The organism is Nitrosospira lacus (assembly GCF_000355765.4).
Taxonomy (GTDB): Bacteria; Pseudomonadota; Gammaproteobacteria; order Burkholderiales; family Nitrosomonadaceae; genus Nitrosospira; species Nitrosospira lacus.
The window spans coordinates 3,206,052-3,222,542 of sequence record NZ_CP021106.3; the positions used below are offsets into that span (position 1 = coordinate 3,206,052).

Annotated in this window: 14 protein-coding genes; 7 read left to right on the forward strand and 7 right to left on the reverse strand. The window is 52.2% G+C overall.

Features of this window, described 5'->3' with window-relative positions; genetic code table 11:
• Positions 1-13: 13 nt before the first annotated feature.
• Positions 14-466: a rhodanese-like domain-containing protein gene (locus EBAPG3_RS14620; protein ID WP_004174259.1), complete on the reverse strand. Its 453-nt coding sequence runs from the start codon at positions 464-466 to the stop codon at positions 14-16.
• Positions 467-761: 295 nt separating this feature from the next.
• Between EBAPG3_RS14620 and glnA the strand changes: the two genes are divergently transcribed.
• The 3 genes from glnA (at position 762) to EBAPG3_RS14635 (ending at position 4,332) form a co-directional block, all read left to right on the forward strand.
• Positions 762-2,171 (forward strand): type I glutamate--ammonia ligase, encoded by a 1,410-nt coding sequence (gene glnA, locus EBAPG3_RS14625; RefSeq protein ID WP_040851080.1) that lies wholly within the window; start codon positions 762-764, stop codon positions 2,169-2,171.
• A gap of 80 nt (positions 2,172-2,251) precedes the next feature.
• Positions 2,252-2,911, forward strand: coding sequence for an SEL1-like repeat protein (locus EBAPG3_RS14630; protein ID WP_004174269.1), 660 nt, complete (start codon positions 2,252-2,254; stop codon positions 2,909-2,911).
• A 164-nt stretch (positions 2,912-3,075) separates the two neighbouring features.
• Positions 3,076-4,332, forward strand: a complete 1,257-nt coding sequence (locus EBAPG3_RS14635) for a putative Na+/H+ antiporter (protein ID WP_004174271.1) — start codon at positions 3,076-3,078, stop codon at positions 4,330-4,332.
• Positions 4,333-4,364: 32 nt separating this feature from the next.
• On the opposite strand, the gene EBAPG3_RS14640 is transcribed toward EBAPG3_RS14635, so the two are convergent.
• The 5 genes from EBAPG3_RS14640 to EBAPG3_RS14660 all read right to left on the reverse strand — a co-directional run bounded on the left by EBAPG3_RS14640 (position 4,365) and on the right by EBAPG3_RS14660 (position 12,012).
• Positions 4,365-4,667, reverse strand: coding sequence for a LapA family protein (locus tag EBAPG3_RS14640; protein ID WP_004174273.1), 303 nt, complete (start codon positions 4,665-4,667; stop codon positions 4,365-4,367).
• Positions 4,668-4,864: 197 nt separating this feature from the next.
• Positions 4,865-5,695 carry a D-alanyl-D-alanine endopeptidase gene (pbpG, locus tag EBAPG3_RS14645; RefSeq protein WP_004174274.1) on the reverse strand — a complete coding sequence of 277 codons (831 nt, stop codon included), beginning with the start codon at positions 5,693-5,695 and terminating at the stop codon, positions 4,865-4,867.
• 348 nt (positions 5,696-6,043) lie between these two features.
• Complete coding sequence (locus EBAPG3_RS14650; protein ID WP_051048884.1) at positions 6,044-9,109, reverse strand: EAL domain-containing protein; 3,066 nt, start codon at positions 9,107-9,109, stop codon at positions 6,044-6,046.
• A 119-nt stretch (positions 9,110-9,228) separates the two neighbouring features.
• Entirely contained in the window at positions 9,229-9,687 is a 459-nt protein-coding gene (locus EBAPG3_RS14655; protein WP_004174280.1) for a response regulator, read from the reverse strand.
• Positions 9,688-10,005: 318 nt separating this feature from the next.
• Positions 10,006-12,012: a PAS domain-containing sensor histidine kinase gene (locus EBAPG3_RS14660; protein ID WP_151898969.1), complete on the reverse strand. Its 2,007-nt coding sequence runs from the start codon at positions 12,010-12,012 to the stop codon at positions 10,006-10,008.
• A 47-nt stretch (positions 12,013-12,059) separates the two neighbouring features.
• Here EBAPG3_RS14660 and EBAPG3_RS15250 point away from each other — a divergent pair, with 47 nt between their 5' ends.
• The 4 genes from EBAPG3_RS15250 to EBAPG3_RS14675 all read left to right on the forward strand — a co-directional run bounded on the left by EBAPG3_RS15250 (position 12,060) and on the right by EBAPG3_RS14675 (position 14,342).
• The gene (locus EBAPG3_RS15250; RefSeq protein ID WP_161493803.1) at positions 12,060-12,341 is read left to right on the forward strand and encodes a hypothetical protein; all 282 of its coding nucleotides are present in this window, start codon (positions 12,060-12,062) and stop codon (positions 12,339-12,341) included.
• Between the two features lie 144 nt (positions 12,342-12,485).
• Positions 12,486-13,118 (forward strand): MotA/TolQ/ExbB proton channel family protein, encoded by a 633-nt coding sequence (locus EBAPG3_RS14665; RefSeq protein WP_004174284.1) that lies wholly within the window; start codon positions 12,486-12,488, stop codon positions 13,116-13,118.
• A 2-nt stretch (positions 13,119-13,120) separates the two neighbouring features.
• Entirely contained in the window at positions 13,121-13,522 is a 402-nt protein-coding gene (locus EBAPG3_RS14670; RefSeq protein ID WP_004174286.1) for an ExbD/TolR family protein, read from the forward strand.
• A gap of 10 nt (positions 13,523-13,532) precedes the next feature.
• Complete coding sequence (locus EBAPG3_RS14675; RefSeq protein WP_004174292.1) at positions 13,533-14,342, forward strand: hypothetical protein; 810 nt, start codon at positions 13,533-13,535, stop codon at positions 14,340-14,342.
• 71 nt (positions 14,343-14,413) lie between these two features.
• On the opposite strand, the gene EBAPG3_RS14680 is transcribed toward EBAPG3_RS14675, so the two are convergent.
• Positions 14,414-16,234 (reverse strand): S9 family peptidase, encoded by a 1,821-nt coding sequence (locus tag EBAPG3_RS14680; RefSeq protein ID WP_004174294.1) that lies wholly within the window; start codon positions 16,232-16,234, stop codon positions 14,414-14,416.
• Between the last annotated feature and the right edge of the window lie 257 nt (positions 16,235-16,491).

Sequence of the window (16,491 nt, forward strand, 5' to 3'; positions counted from 1 at the left end):
CCGGATTTCTGACTCAGCCCTGTACCCACGGCAGCCCCGCGGCTTTCCACCCACCTTTGGTACCGCGATGACCGGTAGCGTCCTTGTCGCCTTCAAAGCCTTCAAGAATGTTGTAACAATTTGTGTAACCCGAGTCGGCGGCAATAGCGGCCGCTTGATGCGAGCGGCCACCACTGCGGCAAATGAACATCACCATGGATTCCTTATCCACTTGGCTGGAGAGATAATTGAGGAAGTCCGGATTGGCGCGCATGCCGGGATAGGACTGCCATTCTATTTCAACCGCACCCGGAATTCGTCCCACCCAATCCCATTCAGCCCGGGAGCGGACATCCACCAATCTGGCACCTGGAGCTTCCTGCAACAGTGTCAGTGCTTCCGCGGGAAGCAGTGCGCCTTCGTATGGCAAATTCATTTCCTTGGCGCGTTGTTGAGCTCTTTCGAGTATTGCGGTGATGGTTTCCATATGAGCTTCAGATAGCAATGATTGAAAGATGCAATGTTATTCCTTTTTGAGGCAGGTTGTAACTCAAGCTGGCCGTGCGACGAGGAAACTGATCAGAGGCTCATGAAGCGCCAGGCAGTCCGGCATGACAGCCCCTCGTCACTATGCGGGCCTATTTTAATAGCTTGATAACACCCTTTGACACAATGTTTGATTCGTTTGAGGTAATGACGGTGCCCATACTGATATAATTCTGATTTTGTGCGCCTTGTGACATAACTTTATTAAATAATTGAATTGCGGTCTGGAGAAAAATATGGCGGTAGTCGATGTTCTTAAAATGATCCAGGAAAACGAAATCAAGTTCGTTGATCTGCGTTTTACTGATACCCGCGGCAAGGAACAGCATGTGACACTTCCAGCCCATGCGTTTGATGCAGATAAGCTTGAGGACGGCCACGCGTTCGATGGTTCTTCCATCGCCGGCTGGAAGGGTATTCAGGCTTCCGACATGCTGTTGATGCCCGATCCTGAAACCGCCCATATGGATCCGTTCATGGATGAAGCTACACTGCTCATAACCTGTGACGTGGTCGAGCCCTTGGATGGCAAAGGTTATGACCGTGATCCCCGTTCACTGGCAAAACGCGGCGAAGCTTACCTCAAGTCGACCGGCATCGGCGACACTGCCTATTTCGGCCCGGAACCCGAGTTCTTTATTTTTGATTCTGTCACCTGGCATGCGGACATGTCCGGTTGTTCCGTAAAAATAGAATCCGAGGAAGCGGCGTGGAACTCCGCGGAAAAATACGAAGGGGGCAATACAGGCCACCGTCCCGCCGTAAAAGGCGGATATTTCCCCGTTCCACCGATCGATTCCCTGCATGACATCCGTTCCGCCATGTGTCTGGCGCTGGAAGAAATGGGTGTTGAAGTCGAAGTACACCATCACGAGGTTGCGACGGCCGGACAGTGCGAAATCGGCACCAAGTACAGCAGCCTGGTGAAGCGCGCTGACTGGACCCAGGTATTCAAATATGTGGTGCACAATGTTGCCCACTCTTACGGCAAAACGGCCACGTTCATGCCAAAGCCCATCGTCGGGGACAATGGTTCCGGCATGCATGTGCATCAATCAATCTGGAAAGCTGGGCAGAATCTGTTTTCCGGAAATGGCTATGCCGGACTTTCAGAAATGGCGCTGTTTTACATCGGCGGCATTATCAAGCACGCCAAGGCCTTGAATGCCATTACCAATCCTGGCACCAATTCCTACAAGCGCCTGGTCCCGGGTTTTGAAGCACCGATCAATCTTGCCTACTCGGTAAGCAACCGCTCCGCCGCGGTGCGGATTCCTTATGCCAACAGTTCAAAGGGACGGCGCATCGAAGTACGTTTTCCCGACCCCACCGCCAACCCCTATCTGGCATTCACCGCATTGATGATGGCTGGACTGGACGGCATCCAGAACAAGATCCATCCGGGCGATCCCATGGACAAGAATCTTTATGATCTTCCTCCCGAAGAAGCAGCGAGTATTCCGAATCCCTGCGCCTCGCTCGATGAAGCGCTGGACAATCTGGACAAGGATCGCAATTTTCTCACCCGGGGCGGCGTGTTTTCGAATGATATGATCGATGCCTATATTGAGCTCAAGATGGAGGAAGTCACACGCTTTCGCATGACCACTCACCCGGTGGAGTTTGATATGTACTACAGTCTATAGGGCACTCTCATAATTTTAATTGAGCGTTCACGCTGCCTCCGAACGTGACAAATAATTGGAATTTTGAAGGAAAATATTCGATGAATATTCTGGCCATTTCATTCCTTGCCCTTCTTTCTCTGACGCTGGCGGGTTGTGGCGAAAAAGCGCCAGTGGAGACACCCAAGACAGAAGCACCGGCCAAACTTGCGGATGAGTTCACGTCTGAAAAAGAGATCCCATCAATATTGGAGAAAGAGTTAACGCCGGAAGAAAAGTCTGCGCTATTGGACAAGATAATGCCGTCGTCCCCAAATGAGCCAACGCCGGAAGAAAAATTTCTGAAATTAAGAAAAGATGCGGATGCTGGAGATCCCAAAGCACAAAATGGTCTCGGGGTGATGTACTACACCGGGGAAGCCATATCCAAGGACTCATCAGGCAGGATTTTAAGCAACGATCCTGAGACAGCCGCGGCGTGGTTTCACAGATCCGCTGCACAGGGGTATGCCGACGCCCAATTCAATCTCGGCTTGATGTATGCCAATGGCGAGGGAGTAGCAAAAGACGCCGCCAAGGCCGTAGAGTTATTCAAAAAAGCCGCTGATCAGGGAAATGTCGATGCGCAAAATAATCTGGGGGTGATGTATTACTCCGGTGAAGGTGTGCCGAGAGATGCTTCCAAAGCCAAGGAGTGGTTTGAAAAAGCCGCCGCGCAGGGCAATGCGGATGCGCAAGCCAACCTTGATGCGATGAAATGATCTGTTGCAGTGAACTTGCCAATCAATTAGCGGTGTCAACTGCAGTGCGATAATGCCGTATAACCAGGCTCGAGCAACAAGATCCTTCAAATATAGAGCCTGTAGATTTTCTGCATGCCCCAGCCCCATGAGCATGAACTCCCCTGCAACGCGACAGGCGGTGAATGAATCCCACCTCCATTGAGATTATTGGCGCAATCCTGTTTGGTATTGCGCTAATTCATACCTTCTCGACCAAATTCTTCGAGCGGTTGGCACATACCCGCCCGGCTCACGCGGGGACCTGGCATTTTCTGGGCGAGGTGGAAGCGGTTTTTGGCTTCTGGGCAATGATCCTGGTCATCGCGATACTGGTCATTGAAGGCAAGGAGACCGCCATCACCTATCTTGATGGACAGAGTTTTATCGAACCCATGTTCGTGTTTGCAATCATGGTAATCGCGGGCAGCCGCCCCATCCTGCAATTCGCGATGCTTTGCGTAAAGATGACCGCGCGGCGTATTCCCTGGCCAGATGGGAAAGCATTTTATTTCATCACGCTATCTTTTGTCCCCTTGCTGGGATCCTTCATCACCGAGCCGGCGGCCATGACACTGGCCGGTTTGATTCTCCTTCAGCGTTATTATTCCAAAGAGATTTCCACGCGGCTCAAATACGTCACCCTTGGTGTTCTATTCGTCAACATTTCGATTGGTGGGACCATGACCTCGTTTGCCGCGCCGCCAGTCCTCATGGTAGCCGGCAAGTGGGGATGGGACAGCGCTTTCATGCTCACGACATTCGGCTGGAAGGCCGCGCTTGCCGTGCTGGTGAATGCCCTGTCAGCCACTCTCCTGTTTCAGCGTGAATTATCGGAGATGAGGAATGAAGAGGATACGCCGCGCGTTGGAGTTCCCGTGGCGGTAGTGCTTGTGCATCTGGCTTTTCTGATTGGAGTCATAGTGTTTGCGCATCACCCGGTTGTCTTCATCGGGCTGCTGCTCTTCTTCATCGGGTTTACTCACGCCTATGAACGCTACCAGGATCCCCTGATCCTGCGTGAAGGATTGATGGTTGGCTTTTTTCTGGCTGGCCTGGTCGTGCTGGGAGGATACCAGAAATGGTGGCTCCAACCCATATTGACGGGTATGGACAGTACCACGCTCTATTTCGGTGCCACCCTTCTCACTGCTGTCACTGACAACGCTGCGCTTACCTACCTGGGTTCTCTGCTGGAAGGAACAAGCGCGGAGTTTCGTTACGCACTTGTCGCCGGAGCCGTTACAGGAGGGGGTCTGACGGTAATTGCCAATGCACCCAACCCCGCGGGTTTTTCCATCCTCAAAGGCTCATTCAAGGATGGGGCGATTCATCCGCTAGGTTTGCTGGCAGCGGCGCTTCCCCCTACATTCGTTGCCATTCTTGCATTTCAGATGCTTTAAGGTATTTCCGGTACGTAGCATCCTGCTCAATCCTAGTATCCATACGGCGCGGATGGCGCATCTTTCTTTGTGGCGCGCAAATCATCATTCTCCATCCGTAGCATGTCGACCTGTTTACGTAGACGGCTTATAGAAATTCGCTCACGCAGCATCACCGGTACCGTCACTAATGCACCAATGAGCGCACCCAAGCCAAAGCATGCCGCAATCACCACGGCAAGCGAAGCATCGACGCGCCACAGAAAGAATAAGACGCTGACGGATACGGCATTCTGGACCGCAAACATGACAATCAGGAAAATAACGATGAGAGCGGAAACCAACTGTAATGGCATAACGGCTCCACTCGTGGGTGGTAGTTTTCGCCCCTAATGCGGTGCCCAGCAGCCTGCCGGACTTAAAGAAAACCGGCCACAAGAATGCTTGGCCAGTTTTTCGACCTTCTCGCTTCGATTCAAGTCTGGCGGGTTGCTATAGAACCGATCAGACCCGAACTCGAACATCGTCGCAGTGGCGCGCCAGAAAAAACCATTCAGCCGCGAACCTTGCGAGCGAAGCCAGTCTCCATCCATTTTTTGATACGATTGGCGTCGCCGATGCGGGTATTCTTTCCCGCGGAATCAAGCAATACAATAATAACCGGCCTACCGGTTATTTTTGCCTGCATCACCAGGCAGCGGCCGGCTTCGCTAAGAAAGCCGGTTTTTGATATGCCAATATCCCAACTCCCACTACGTACCAGATGGTTTGAGTTGGTAAACTGCAGGCTGCGATCGTCGTCTTCAAATTCCACCGCATGCGCGGCGGTAGTAGAAAATTCACGAATGATTTCGTAATCCTCCGCAGCATCGACCAATTTTGCCAGATCGCGGGCCGTGGAAACGTTGGCCCGGTTTAACCCCGTGGAGTCAACAAAATAGCTATTGCCCATGCCGAGCTCAAACGCCTTGTCATTCATTGCCACAACAAATGCGCGGATACCTCCCGGGTAACTGCGCCCCAGCGCCGCAGCAGCACGGTTTTCAGAGGACATCAACGCCAGCCGCAATAATTGCTGACGAGTAAGACTTACTCCCACCCGCAGGCGCGAGCGGGTGTTCTTGATAACGTCGATATCTGCGGCCTCTATCACGATTTCATCGTCAAGCGGCAGTTTCGCATCAAGCACCACTATCGCCGTCATCAGCTTCGTAATGGAAGCAATTGGCATCACGTTATCCGCGTTCTTGTTATAAAGAATACGTCCATGCTGCATGTCCAGGATCAGCGCGGCTTGTGATCTGAGATTCAATCCTCCCTGCTGAGCGGATGCACCACCGGCAAATGCACACAAGGCGAAAGCCGCAAAGATAATTTTTTTCATCTTGTCTTATCTATTGTAAGAATTCATCCGCTCACCCCACGGATCAGGAAATCAGCACGGTACCGGTTAAGTTAACAAATATTGAAGAATAGGGAAAGTACTTTATCAAAATTTGCCGCAACAAATAACACCAGCAGCATTGGTGCATGCCAAGTCCCGGGCTCACCGCTGAGGCGATAAGCGGAGGAATTCCTCATTCCTGAGATTTTACCGGCGCGGGATGATCGCCAGCGGGCTTGCGGAGTAACTCAAACATTCCCGCTAAAATCATAGCCAGGCCTGGTAGCGAAATGCCATGATTCATACCCCTTACGATAATCCTGGGGCTGGCCTGGGGAAATCCGGGGGCTAATTCATTAGTAACTGGTGGCCATTCATAAGCACCTGCGAAGCACCTTCAAGCGGCAGTGGCCGTGAGAAATAATAGCCCTGCATCTCGTCGCAACCGTGCAGTATCAGGAAATCCAGTTGCTCCTTGGTTTCCACACCCTCGGCTACCACTTCCAGCTCCAAGCTGTGTGCAAGCTTGATCATTGCTACCGTGATGGTTGCATCGTCAGGATCGGTAGTGACATCCCGGATGAATGTGCGGTCGATCTTGAGTACATCGAGCGGGAAACGTTTGAGGTAGGCAAGGCTCGAGTAGCCAGTGCCGAAATCATCCATTGAAATTTTCACCCCAAAGGCCTTCAGGTTTTGCAGTGCATTGGCGGCTGTCTCGGCTTCTTTCATCAATACCGACTCGGTCAACTCAAATTCCAGCAAGCGGGGGTTGATTCCGGTAATCTCGAGCGTTTTTCCAATCACGGCATCGAGGTCTTGCTGCTGAAACTGCCGTGCCGAGAGATTGATCGAGACCGGATGCGGAACCAGTCCTTGATTCTGCCATTTTCCTATCTGCTCGCAGACCGTTAGTACTACCCATTCACCAACGGGCACGATCAATCCGGTATCCTCCAGAACCGAGATAAACTGGAACGGTGGCACCAGCCCCAGCGCTGGATGCCGCCAGCGCAACAACGCCTCAAAGCCGGTAATTTTGCCATTGGACAAACTTACCTTTGGCTGATAGTGAAGCACGAATTCACGCCGTGCCAATGCGCCACGCAGTTGTGTTTCCAATTTCAGGCGCGCGACCGCGCGCTCATTCATTTGCGGCAAATAAAACTGATAAATAGCAGGTCCGTGTTCCTTCGCCTGGAACATCGCGGTATCGGCATTCCTGAGCAGGCCATCCGCATCCGTGCCATCTCCGGGATAGATACTGATGCCCAGGCTGGCGGAAATATAGATTTCCTGACTTTCCAGCTCGAATGGCAGTGACAGTGCGGCAATCACTTTTTCTGCCACCACGGTTGCATCCTCGGCTTGGGCCAGGCTGGAGAGAATGAACGCGAACTCATCCCCCCCCAGACGTGCCACCGTATCGCCGGAACGCACGCACTGTTGCAGTCGTTGCGCGACCTGGACCAGTAGCGCGTCGCCGGTGCTGTGGCCCATCGTATCATTGACGATCTTGAAGCGGTCGAGATCAGCAAATACAACACCGATTCGCCCGTGGTTGCGTTGCGCCTGTTCCATCACCTGTCCGAGACGATCGAGAAACAGGCTTCGGTTGGGCAATCCCGTAAGCGGATCGAACTGGGCCAGGTAGGTAAGCCGCTCCTCCGCATTTTTGCGATTAATCGCGGCCGCGAGGACATTGGCAAGACTCTGCAAAAAACTGATGCTGGCCGGCGTGAAACGAAGCGTGTCGCGGGAATAGGCGCCTAGAATTCCACTAGGGCCGTCGGTTCCCGAGATAAGCACGCCAACCCCACTCCGGATGTCATGAGTTCTGAGGATCTCCGAGGGCGTAAAGCGAGTCTCGGTGCGAAAGTCCTCCACAATGACAGGTTCACCGCTCAAGAGAGCAAACCGGTTCTGGGTATTCTCATCGACGGTGCATATTTGACGGCCAATCCATCCGTCTTGCCAACCCGAACCCGCTTTAAGAATAAAGGAACGGCCATCCAGAGTCATCAAAAGAATCTTGCAGAAGTCTATGTTTAAACCCTGAGAGGCAACTGTGGCCACCTGATTCCACAACTCTTCAAGATCGGTGCTGGCGAGCGCCTGTTGCCCGAATGCCGCGATGAGGCCCTGCTGCCTTGCGTGTTGCCGGATGGCTAATTCCGCCTGTTTGCGTTCAGTGATATCGATATTGGTTCCTACTACTTTTAATTCCTTATCATTCGTACCCCACGTCACTGTTTGGGCAACATGGAGATAACGCACCGTTTCATGTGCGCGCAAAATGCGAAAATCCAGGTGCTCCCGCCCTTTCTCGGCAACGATCCTGCGCAGCTTCACTTCCTGCTCTGCCAGATCATCGGGATGTACATAGGATTTCCACACCTCATAATTCATTGTGCACTCCCGTGGAACACCGTAGATCTCATACATGTGGTCATCCCAGATGATCTCGCCGGTAGCGGTATTCCACTCCCAGATGCCTATCGCGGCCGCTCCGGTGGCAAGAGCAAGACGTGTTCTTTCCTCCAGCAAAACCCGCTCTCTGCGAGCCGACTCGGCCCGGAGCCAAACATTTTCTATGACTGTGGGTAACCGCTGAAGATAGCCAGAACTTTTTACTACATAATCAGCGGCGCCCAGTTTGAGAGACTGCCGCGCAATTTCTTCATCCCCCTGCTCGGTCACGAGAATGATGGGCAAATCAAGTCCCCGAACCTGGCGAAGCTCCTTTATGACATCGGTGGCGGAAGCTCCAGGCAAACGATAGTCAAGCAAGAGAACATCCGTGACGAATTTCGGATTAGGGACTGAAAAGCAATGCAAGACTTGCTCGGCGGTCTGAAGGGATTCAATGTGGAGATGTGGGGCAATTGAAGCCAATTCCCGTTTTGTCAAGTCGATATCGTAAGCATTCGGTTCGACATATAGAACTCTCAGCGTTGTAGCCCGGCGGAACGTTTCCGTCTGGAATTTATCCAATGCCGCACGGAGCACGAGAGCCAATGTTTCCAGGAAATTGCTCCGTTTTATGACATAGTCATCTGCACCTCCACTGAGCAATGCCACCAGGGTCTCTTCGCTGCCCGAGCTGGTAAGCACTACGACGGGCAGCGGCAGGTGCTCACCGCGAACGTGATCAAGCAAAGTTTTGCCGCTCCCATCAGGAAGATTGAGGTCGGTCAAGACCAGGTCATAACGCGCAGGAATATCCCCGTTGGCCAGCGCGACTCCAGCCGTTTCCAGACTGGTCCCATAAATCTCACGGAATCGTTCGAGCCGTGCGAGCGCCTCGGCTAATGTAGAAACGACTTCCAGCTGAATATCCGGCGCACGCTTTCGCAACTCGATTCGCACAAGATCAGCGTCTTGGGCATTATCCTCAAGATAGAGGATTTTCATTATCCTAAATCCGGCGGTTGTGTCGAATTCACAAAAAACAAGATGCAATTCCTATGCGGCAAAGGTTCAGTATGAATCATGGTGCCGAGCTGAGAAATGAACGGTCACCGGATGCGGGATCATTCGCGCCGTGGCGGGCTGGCAATATTGAGAACAGTCCAGTAAAGCTCGATTTGCCTGGCTACTTCAATAAATTTATCAAAATCCACGGGCTTCACGATGTAGGAATTAGCCCCGAGCGAATAGGCCTCATGTATGTCACAGTCCTCAGCGGAGGAGGTAAGAATTACAACAGCGACGGTTCTAAAATCGGGATGTGCCCGGATGACGCGTAAAACTTCAAGTCCGCTAATTTTCGGCAATTTCAGATCAAGCAGTATCACTACGGGTATCGCCTCACCTGTTTTCCATTTTTCAATAAAGTCGAGCGCCTCCTGCCCGTCACGCGCCACCTGGAGTGGATTGTTGAGATTGTGCCGAATGAAAGCACGCCGCGTAAGGTCCACATCCATTGGATTGTCTTCAATGAGCAGTATCGGCGGAGTCATGTTCATAGTGTAGTGCATCAGAAATATCATCCCAAATCCGGCAGTCGGACTGGGTGAAGTATGTGGTTTTTGGGGTGCAGGGCAAGGCACAACAACGCGGAATCGCTGTTCCATTCAGAGAGTTGCAACGCAGGCCTATGCCGCAAAAACCGCACACTTTCCCGGTAGCGAACTCACTCACAAGATGAAAACCAAGTGGCGCAAAATATCGTTATGAATCATAGCGCCAAACTGACATAGGAGCGGTCAACTGCCGGATTCAGGATCATTAGGCAATGACTATGGTTCAGCCAAGACATACAGAGACTTATCGTTATTTTTATGCAACAATATTTCCGGCGCACAATGCTAACCATCCCTGGAAAGCGCTACGGGCTCCGTACCGGATAATGGCAATGCCAGAAAAAAAGTTGCGCCGGCACCCGGTTGGCTTTCCGCCCAAACCCGTCCTCCTATTCGCTCCATTGCCTTGTGTACCATTGCAAGCCCAATGCCAGTACCGGGATACTCTTCGGCACGATGGAGGCGCTGGAATATCTCGAAAATTTTGTCGTAGAAACGCATATCAAATCCAATCCCATTGTCTCGCACCGAGAGAACGCAATCACTGCTCGCAGCCTGCGCCCGGATTTCGATTGCCGGTTCAGACGCATATCCGGAGAACTTGAAGGCATTGTCAATCAGATTGCGCAGTGCTATCGCGAGGCCATCCGGGTCGACACTGACGTGAAAATCGCTGACCTCGACAGTAAGACGCACATTCCTGGAGCGGGCCTGGTACTGGTCCAAGAGATTGGATACAAAACTGGAAAGCTCTATAGCCGTCCTGGATACCCCTCGCCGTTCAAGCCTTGAATAGGCGAGCAGATCGTCGATTAGATTTGTCATATGCTTCGTTGCTGTCCGCACGTTTATCAGAAAATTCCGGCCTTCCTCATCGAATTGATCGTGGTATTCCTCTAATAAAAGGCGGCTATAGCCGTCTATTCCACGGAGGGGCGCCCTGAGGTCATGCGAGACGGAATAGCAAAAATTTTCCATCTCCTTGCTCTTGGCCAGGAGCTGGGCGGTACGCTCGTCCACCTTATGCTCAAGGTTTACCTTTGCATCCCATAGTGCGTCTTCAGCATTTTTTCGCTCGGTGATATCCTTGATGATAAGAAATGCCAATTCCTTGTCATCACCATAATGTGAAAGCGCCCCGGAATAACTGAAGATACGCTCCCAATCTCTGTCCACGCGCCCAATCCGCAGCTCCAGATCCTGCAAATGCTCACCCCTGAGGATGCGTGTCAATGGCCATTGGTCGAATGGCAAGGCGATTCCTTCGACGCTCGAAAGTTCATAGAGCTGTGCAAAAGTATGGTGATTAAGCGGCATTTCCTCCGTATCGCCGATATCATGCATCTTCAGCGCCGCCGGATTCCAATGCAGCGGTTGGCCTGCGAGGTCGGAAATGATAAGACCTTCACTCATATTTCCCATTACTACCTCAAACCGCCTCTCCACTTCACGCCGAGCCTTTTCCCCCAGCCTCTGTTCATTTACATCCGTGTTGGTTCCAAACCACTGCGTTACCCGGCCTTCCACGTTCCTTAATGGCTCTGCCCGAGTCAGAAATATACGAAACTGCCCATCCGCTCCGCGTAATGGAAACTCCATGTCGAACGCTTTCCCGGCGGCGGTGGCACTGGTCCAGCGCTCCATTACTTTAGGCAGCATTTCGGGGTGGTGCACCTTCTGCCAACCCAATCCTTCCATTTCTTCCGGCGTTGTGCCCGTGTAGCCATACCAGCGCTGGTTATACCAGCTTCTCGACCCATCGGCCTCGGCTATCCAGGCAAGCTGCGGGATGGTGTTGACTATGGTCCGGAACCGCTCCTCACTCTCCCTTAGCGCAAATTCGGCACGACGGCGAGTGGTGATATCGAGAATGATTGCCAGGAATACCGCGCGCCCTGATTGGATAAATAGCTGCAGGTGAACTTCGACCGGATAAAGTGTGCCATCGGCACGCAGATGCATGGTTTCAAAAATGAGTATTTTCATCTCCCCATGCAGAAGCGGATTGGTCATGGTTCTGAATGACGTTTCATCAAATTCCGGCTTGATATCCAGGGGCGTCATCATCCGCAGCCTATCCATGCTATAGCCAAGGTTGAGTTGTGCCCGGCTGCTCACATACTCGAAATGCAGCGTCTGGGTATCAAAAAGATAAATTTCATTCAAACTCTGTTCAAGAATGCCGTCAACCCGGATGCACGTATTTTCAATCTGCCCGGGTTCGCAGGCCACGCGAGTCATCTCGGAGGCACATGTAACCCTTCCTGCAAGGTTCTTGATTGGAGATATCATTATGAAAACCTGGCGCTCTTGATCTTTCTTTTTCCAAAAAAATAAATATGCATATCGCTTTATCGTTCCAGGTGTTAAATTCAATCAATCCGTACGATCAGCTTGCTATTTCTGTCGCGCTGCTCAACATATCAGGCGAAGATGATCCGCCCGAGCCAATGGGCGAAATTCGTGCCCTTTTACTTTTGGCTGGACGCGATCCTTTTTGTGACAGCGCTGTAATGAATCGGCATCGTAATCATTCGATCGTTTATCGTCTTCCTCAATCGATGAATCCGGAATACGCTGCGAGGCTGGTTCGGCCAACCATAAGCGCTATGAAACCTTAAAACGAGCGCAATGGATAGCTGTAAGATCTTACAGCTTGGCACAGGTAAAATTATGACTTGAATACCTGGACCAAACCGCCCTGCGGGGACGACTAGTTTTTTAAACTAAAAAGGGGAGGAGTATCACCCCGTTTGGAGATAAACATGCAAGAACTACAAGCAACCTGGACCGCGTTAAAACTCGGCGGGTTAATTATTGTGCCTTTATCTTTGCTGGCGGTAATCGCTTTGGCCATCATGCTCGAGAAAGCCTTTGTCTACTGGCGTTATGCGCGCCTGTCGCATGATTTGCTGAACCTCGTCGAAACCTATGGTTTTGCGTGGGCCGACCTCGAAAAAATATTATCGGGATTGGATGAGCGCCATTACTACAAGCGATTCTTCGAGGTAGTGATCAGCAATAGACATCGGCCATCGTGGTGGACCGAGTCTCGCGCGGCGGATGAAGCCCAGCTGATCGAAACCTCTCTTGCCAGCCGGCTATGGATACTGGAAACAATCGTCACCGCCGCGCCATTGCTCGGGCTTGTGGGAACAGTCGTCGGGATGATGCGTGCTTTCCAGATTATCGGTGGAGAGGGAATCGTCAATCCCACTGCCGTAACGGGAGGCGTGGCCGAGGCACTCATCGCGACTGTGGTGGGTCTGGTGATCGCATTGATCGCCTTGTTCGGATTCAATTATTTCTCGCGCTTGCAATCACAAATAATGGATGAGATGGAACGCCTTGGAACGCGCCTGATTGATCACATCCGCCTCGACCAGGAGGGACGGTAACGATGAAGCTGCGTAAATCCAGAGCGTTTCGCAAAGGGCGTATCGAAATTATCCCGATGATCGACGTCATGTTCTTCCTGCTTGCGACATTTATGTTGTCTTCATTATCAATGCAAAATCTCGATTCCTTACAGGTGAATCTTCCCCAGGGTTCAGCCGAAAAACTCAATGCCAAGACTCCCGTGACGCTGACGGTGACAAGCGACAGCCAAATTCTTATCAACCGTACTCCCGTCACATTGGACACGCTGGCCGATACGCTAAAACCACTACTGCAAGATTCGGAACAGAAGCTGATTGTGTCTGCCGACAGCGATGCGCCGCAGGGCATTGTCGTGCAGGCGATGTTGCGCGCCCGCACTGCCGGAGCGCAACACTTTCTGATCGCGGTGAAGCACGAGTAACGCACTCAGCATGCGGTATTCCAGAGCGAAGGAGGTTCGAGTCTGGTGGCCATTGCCACTGGCGGCCCTCCTCTGGCTGATTATCATCTGGGGATTCGGATTTTTCCTCACCTCTCCCGAGGTGAAAACCGAAACGCCCCCTCCGGTCCAGGCAAGCTTTATAGAATTACCTGAAGAAAAAAAGGAACAGAAATCGGCGGCCATACCTCAGAAGAGTCCCAAGGTACCGCCCCGGCCTAAATCTCAGCCGCGTCTGGGTGCCGAAAAAGCAAAACCGATTCCGCGCGAAAAAGGAACCGCCAAGAAGGAAGCAAAAGCGGAACGCACCCCAGCCCCCAAGCCGGAGCCCCCAAAGGATCTGACGGATTACATGAAGGAAGCCAAGGAGCGCCGCACTGCGGGAGGAATTTTTGAGGATGAGCCCACGGAGCCCAAAAATGTTGAACGCGAGGCCACTGAAGAAGAACTCAGAATGGCTAACGTCAAGCGTAATCTTCGGGAACCCGGTACGAGTGGAATATTTCAAATCACCCGGATGGGAGTTCGATCTGCACAGTTTTTATTTCGTGCCTGGAGAACGGATGCCAGTAACCCCCGGCGCGAAGTAGTTGAAGTTGCTGCCGGTCCGGATGGTGACATACAGCGCGCTGTCGTTCGTAAGATGATAGAACTGATTCGCCAGTACCACAAAGAAGAATTTCAATGGGAATCGTACCGCCTCGACCGCGTGGTGACCCTGTCCGCACGCATGGAAGATAGCAAGGGATTGGAGGATTTTCTGATACGAGAGTTTTTTGACGCAAACTATGGACTTCGATAAGGGGGGCAATTTGCAATATCCACGCTGGGTGGCATTAGCTTCGTTGACCGGCTATTCCAGCTCCCGCCTTGTTACCGCTTCAAATATTTATCCAGAAACTCCAGTATCCGGCGATTGGCCTCGATCTGGTTTTTCTTCTTTGTGAAGCTGTGACCTTCATCATCGAAGACAACGTATTCCACCGGGACATTATGCCGTTTGACGGCCTCCACGATCCCGTCACTCTCCGCCTTGATGACACGAGGATCGTTGGTGCCCTGAATAACCATCAGGGGCTTTCGTATTTCCCTGGCGTGAAAAAGCGGCGAGGTCGCGACGAGAAAGTCTATGTCCTTCACCGGGTCGCCAATCTCATCGTAAATGGCTTTGCGCACCGATTCCCAGTAGAGGGGTATGCTTTCCAGCGTTCGCAGCCAATTGCTGACGCCAAAGATGTCCACGCCCACCTTGAAAACCTCGGGGCGGAAGGCCAGCGCCGCCAGTGTCATATAACCGCCATAGCTGGCGCCCATGATGCCGATGCGCTCATGGTCGATGTAACCGAGGCTGGCGAGATAGGTTTTAGCCTCCACGCAGTCCCATAGCGGTTCCCGCCCATGTTTACGATTGGCGGCAGTAAAAAAGGTTTTGCCATACCCGGAACTGCCGCGATTATTGATTCCCAGCACGGCGTAGCCATGATTCACGAGGTATTGGATCTGGGCGTTATAACCGCGCATGGTCTGACCGCCTGGTCCGCCATGAACATACACTATGGCGGGCGCCTTATTGGTCACCGAGGCGTCATGCGGTTTGTAATAGATGGAAGGTATCACCATCCCATCAAAAGACCTGAAGCGAACCACTTGCGCTTCCACCAGATCTGACGGGTCGATATCCGGGTTCAGGCTTTGGGTAAGCTGCCTGATCTGCCCTGGCTGTCCGGTCCCCAAATCATAGACGAACAGATTATCGGGAGAACGATCACCGTTCACGTAAAAGGCCATGCGAGCGCTGGTCCGGGAGAAGACCACGCCCCGAATCTCTCCTTCCGGAAGCACGGGAAGCTGCACAGCCTTTTCCTCATTCCCCTCGGTCACAACAATCCGGATCACGATGCTGCCGTCCTGGTTAACACCCGTCACCCGGAAACGTCCGTCTCTGGAAAAATAAGTGGAGATCACATCCCAATCGGCACTTTCATGATCTCGTATGTCACCCGTGACCAGGTCATAGGTGCACAAGCGCTTGAATTCGCTGCCCTCATTGGTGAGAAAAAAAAGCCTTTGAGAAACCGGATCGAACGTCTCGGCACGGAAACTGATGGCGCCTTCGTGCGGAGTGAGGTGTTTTATTTCCTGCCGGTCAACATTGAACAGATAAATATCGCTGTCGGAGGTCGTATTGGCCCTGTTCAGCGCAATCCAGCGCTCATCACGGCTGATCGGACCCAGGTCGAACCCCAGTTCATTCTTATAGAGTAAAGTGCGGACATAGGTCTGCGCGTCATAACGGTAAATATCGAAGAATTTAGGATCACGCTCATTACTGGAAACAAAAAAAGCACTCCCGTCCGGGCGCCAATCCATGAACTGCGCCTTGAGCTTCTCGCCCGGGGTCAAGTCTTTTTCCGTGCCATCCAGATCCAGCAGGAAAAGATGAAAATTCTCGTCGCCACCGTGATCCCGCGTAAAAAGAACACGGTCATCGCCCGGAAAGAAGCTGACGGAAAAAGTGCTGTCGATTGTGGACCGGGTTAGCGGTTCCAGCGTGCCTCCCTCAACCGGCAGCGTGTAAGCATTGAAGATACCGGACGCATTGCTGCTGAAAAGAATACGCTCCTCACCGGTACTGAACGACGCACCTAACATGGAGGTCGTCGCCATGAATTGTTCTATGGTGTAGCGTTTCATGGGGGATAGAAACCTGGCTGACCGGTTATGCTCGCATGCAAGCGCATGGAACCGATAATATTATTACCCAAATGAGCAACGTCGACCACTAAAAAAGAACGCAGGGGCCGCCGCCATTGATGGAACCACCACGTGGAGCTACCCATCCAAAGAGACAAATCTCCCCCAAAATGGTTCGCTCATACTGTCCTTTCGTCTCTTGACACGAAACCGTTCAGCTTTCCGGCGGGAAAATACCATTCAAAGCAATGCAGTAA

What these genes read in the sequence shown, in the direction of transcription:
- EBAPG3_RS14620 (WP_004174259.1), bottom strand. Translation starts at nt 466, where the DNA reads ATGGAAACCATCACCGCAATACTCGAAAGAGCTCAACAACGCGCCAAG.
- glnA (WP_040851080.1), top strand. Translation starts at nt 762, where the DNA reads ATGGCGGTAGTCGATGTTCTTAAAATGATCCAGGAAAACGAAATCAAG.
- EBAPG3_RS14630 (WP_004174269.1), top strand. Translation starts at nt 2,252, where the DNA reads ATGAATATTCTGGCCATTTCATTCCTTGCCCTTCTTTCTCTGACGCTG.
- EBAPG3_RS14635 (WP_004174271.1), top strand. Translation starts at nt 3,076, where the DNA reads ATGAATCCCACCTCCATTGAGATTATTGGCGCAATCCTGTTTGGTATT.
- EBAPG3_RS14640 (WP_004174273.1), bottom strand. Translation starts at nt 4,667, where the DNA reads ATGCCATTACAGTTGGTTTCCGCTCTCATCGTTATTTTCCTGATTGTC.
- pbpG (WP_004174274.1), bottom strand. Translation starts at nt 5,695, where the DNA reads ATGAAAAAAATTATCTTTGCGGCTTTCGCCTTGTGTGCATTTGCCGGT.
- EBAPG3_RS14650 (WP_051048884.1), bottom strand. Translation starts at nt 9,109, where the DNA reads ATGAAAATCCTCTATCTTGAGGATAATGCCCAAGACGCTGATCTTGTG.
- EBAPG3_RS14655 (WP_004174280.1), bottom strand. Translation starts at nt 9,687, where the DNA reads ATGATATTTCTGATGCACTACACTATGAACATGACTCCGCCGATACTG.
- EBAPG3_RS14660 (WP_151898969.1), bottom strand. Translation starts at nt 12,012, where the DNA reads ATGATATCTCCAATCAAGAACCTTGCAGGAAGGGTTACATGTGCCTCC.
- EBAPG3_RS15250 (WP_161493803.1), top strand. Translation starts at nt 12,060, where the DNA reads ATGCATATCGCTTTATCGTTCCAGGTGTTAAATTCAATCAATCCGTAC.
- EBAPG3_RS14665 (WP_004174284.1), top strand. Translation starts at nt 12,486, where the DNA reads ATGCAAGAACTACAAGCAACCTGGACCGCGTTAAAACTCGGCGGGTTA.
- EBAPG3_RS14670 (WP_004174286.1), top strand. Translation starts at nt 13,121, where the DNA reads ATGAAGCTGCGTAAATCCAGAGCGTTTCGCAAAGGGCGTATCGAAATT.
- EBAPG3_RS14675 (WP_004174292.1), top strand. Translation starts at nt 13,533, where the DNA reads ATGCGGTATTCCAGAGCGAAGGAGGTTCGAGTCTGGTGGCCATTGCCA.
- EBAPG3_RS14680 (WP_004174294.1), bottom strand. Translation starts at nt 16,234, where the DNA reads ATGAAACGCTACACCATAGAACAATTCATGGCGACGACCTCCATGTTA.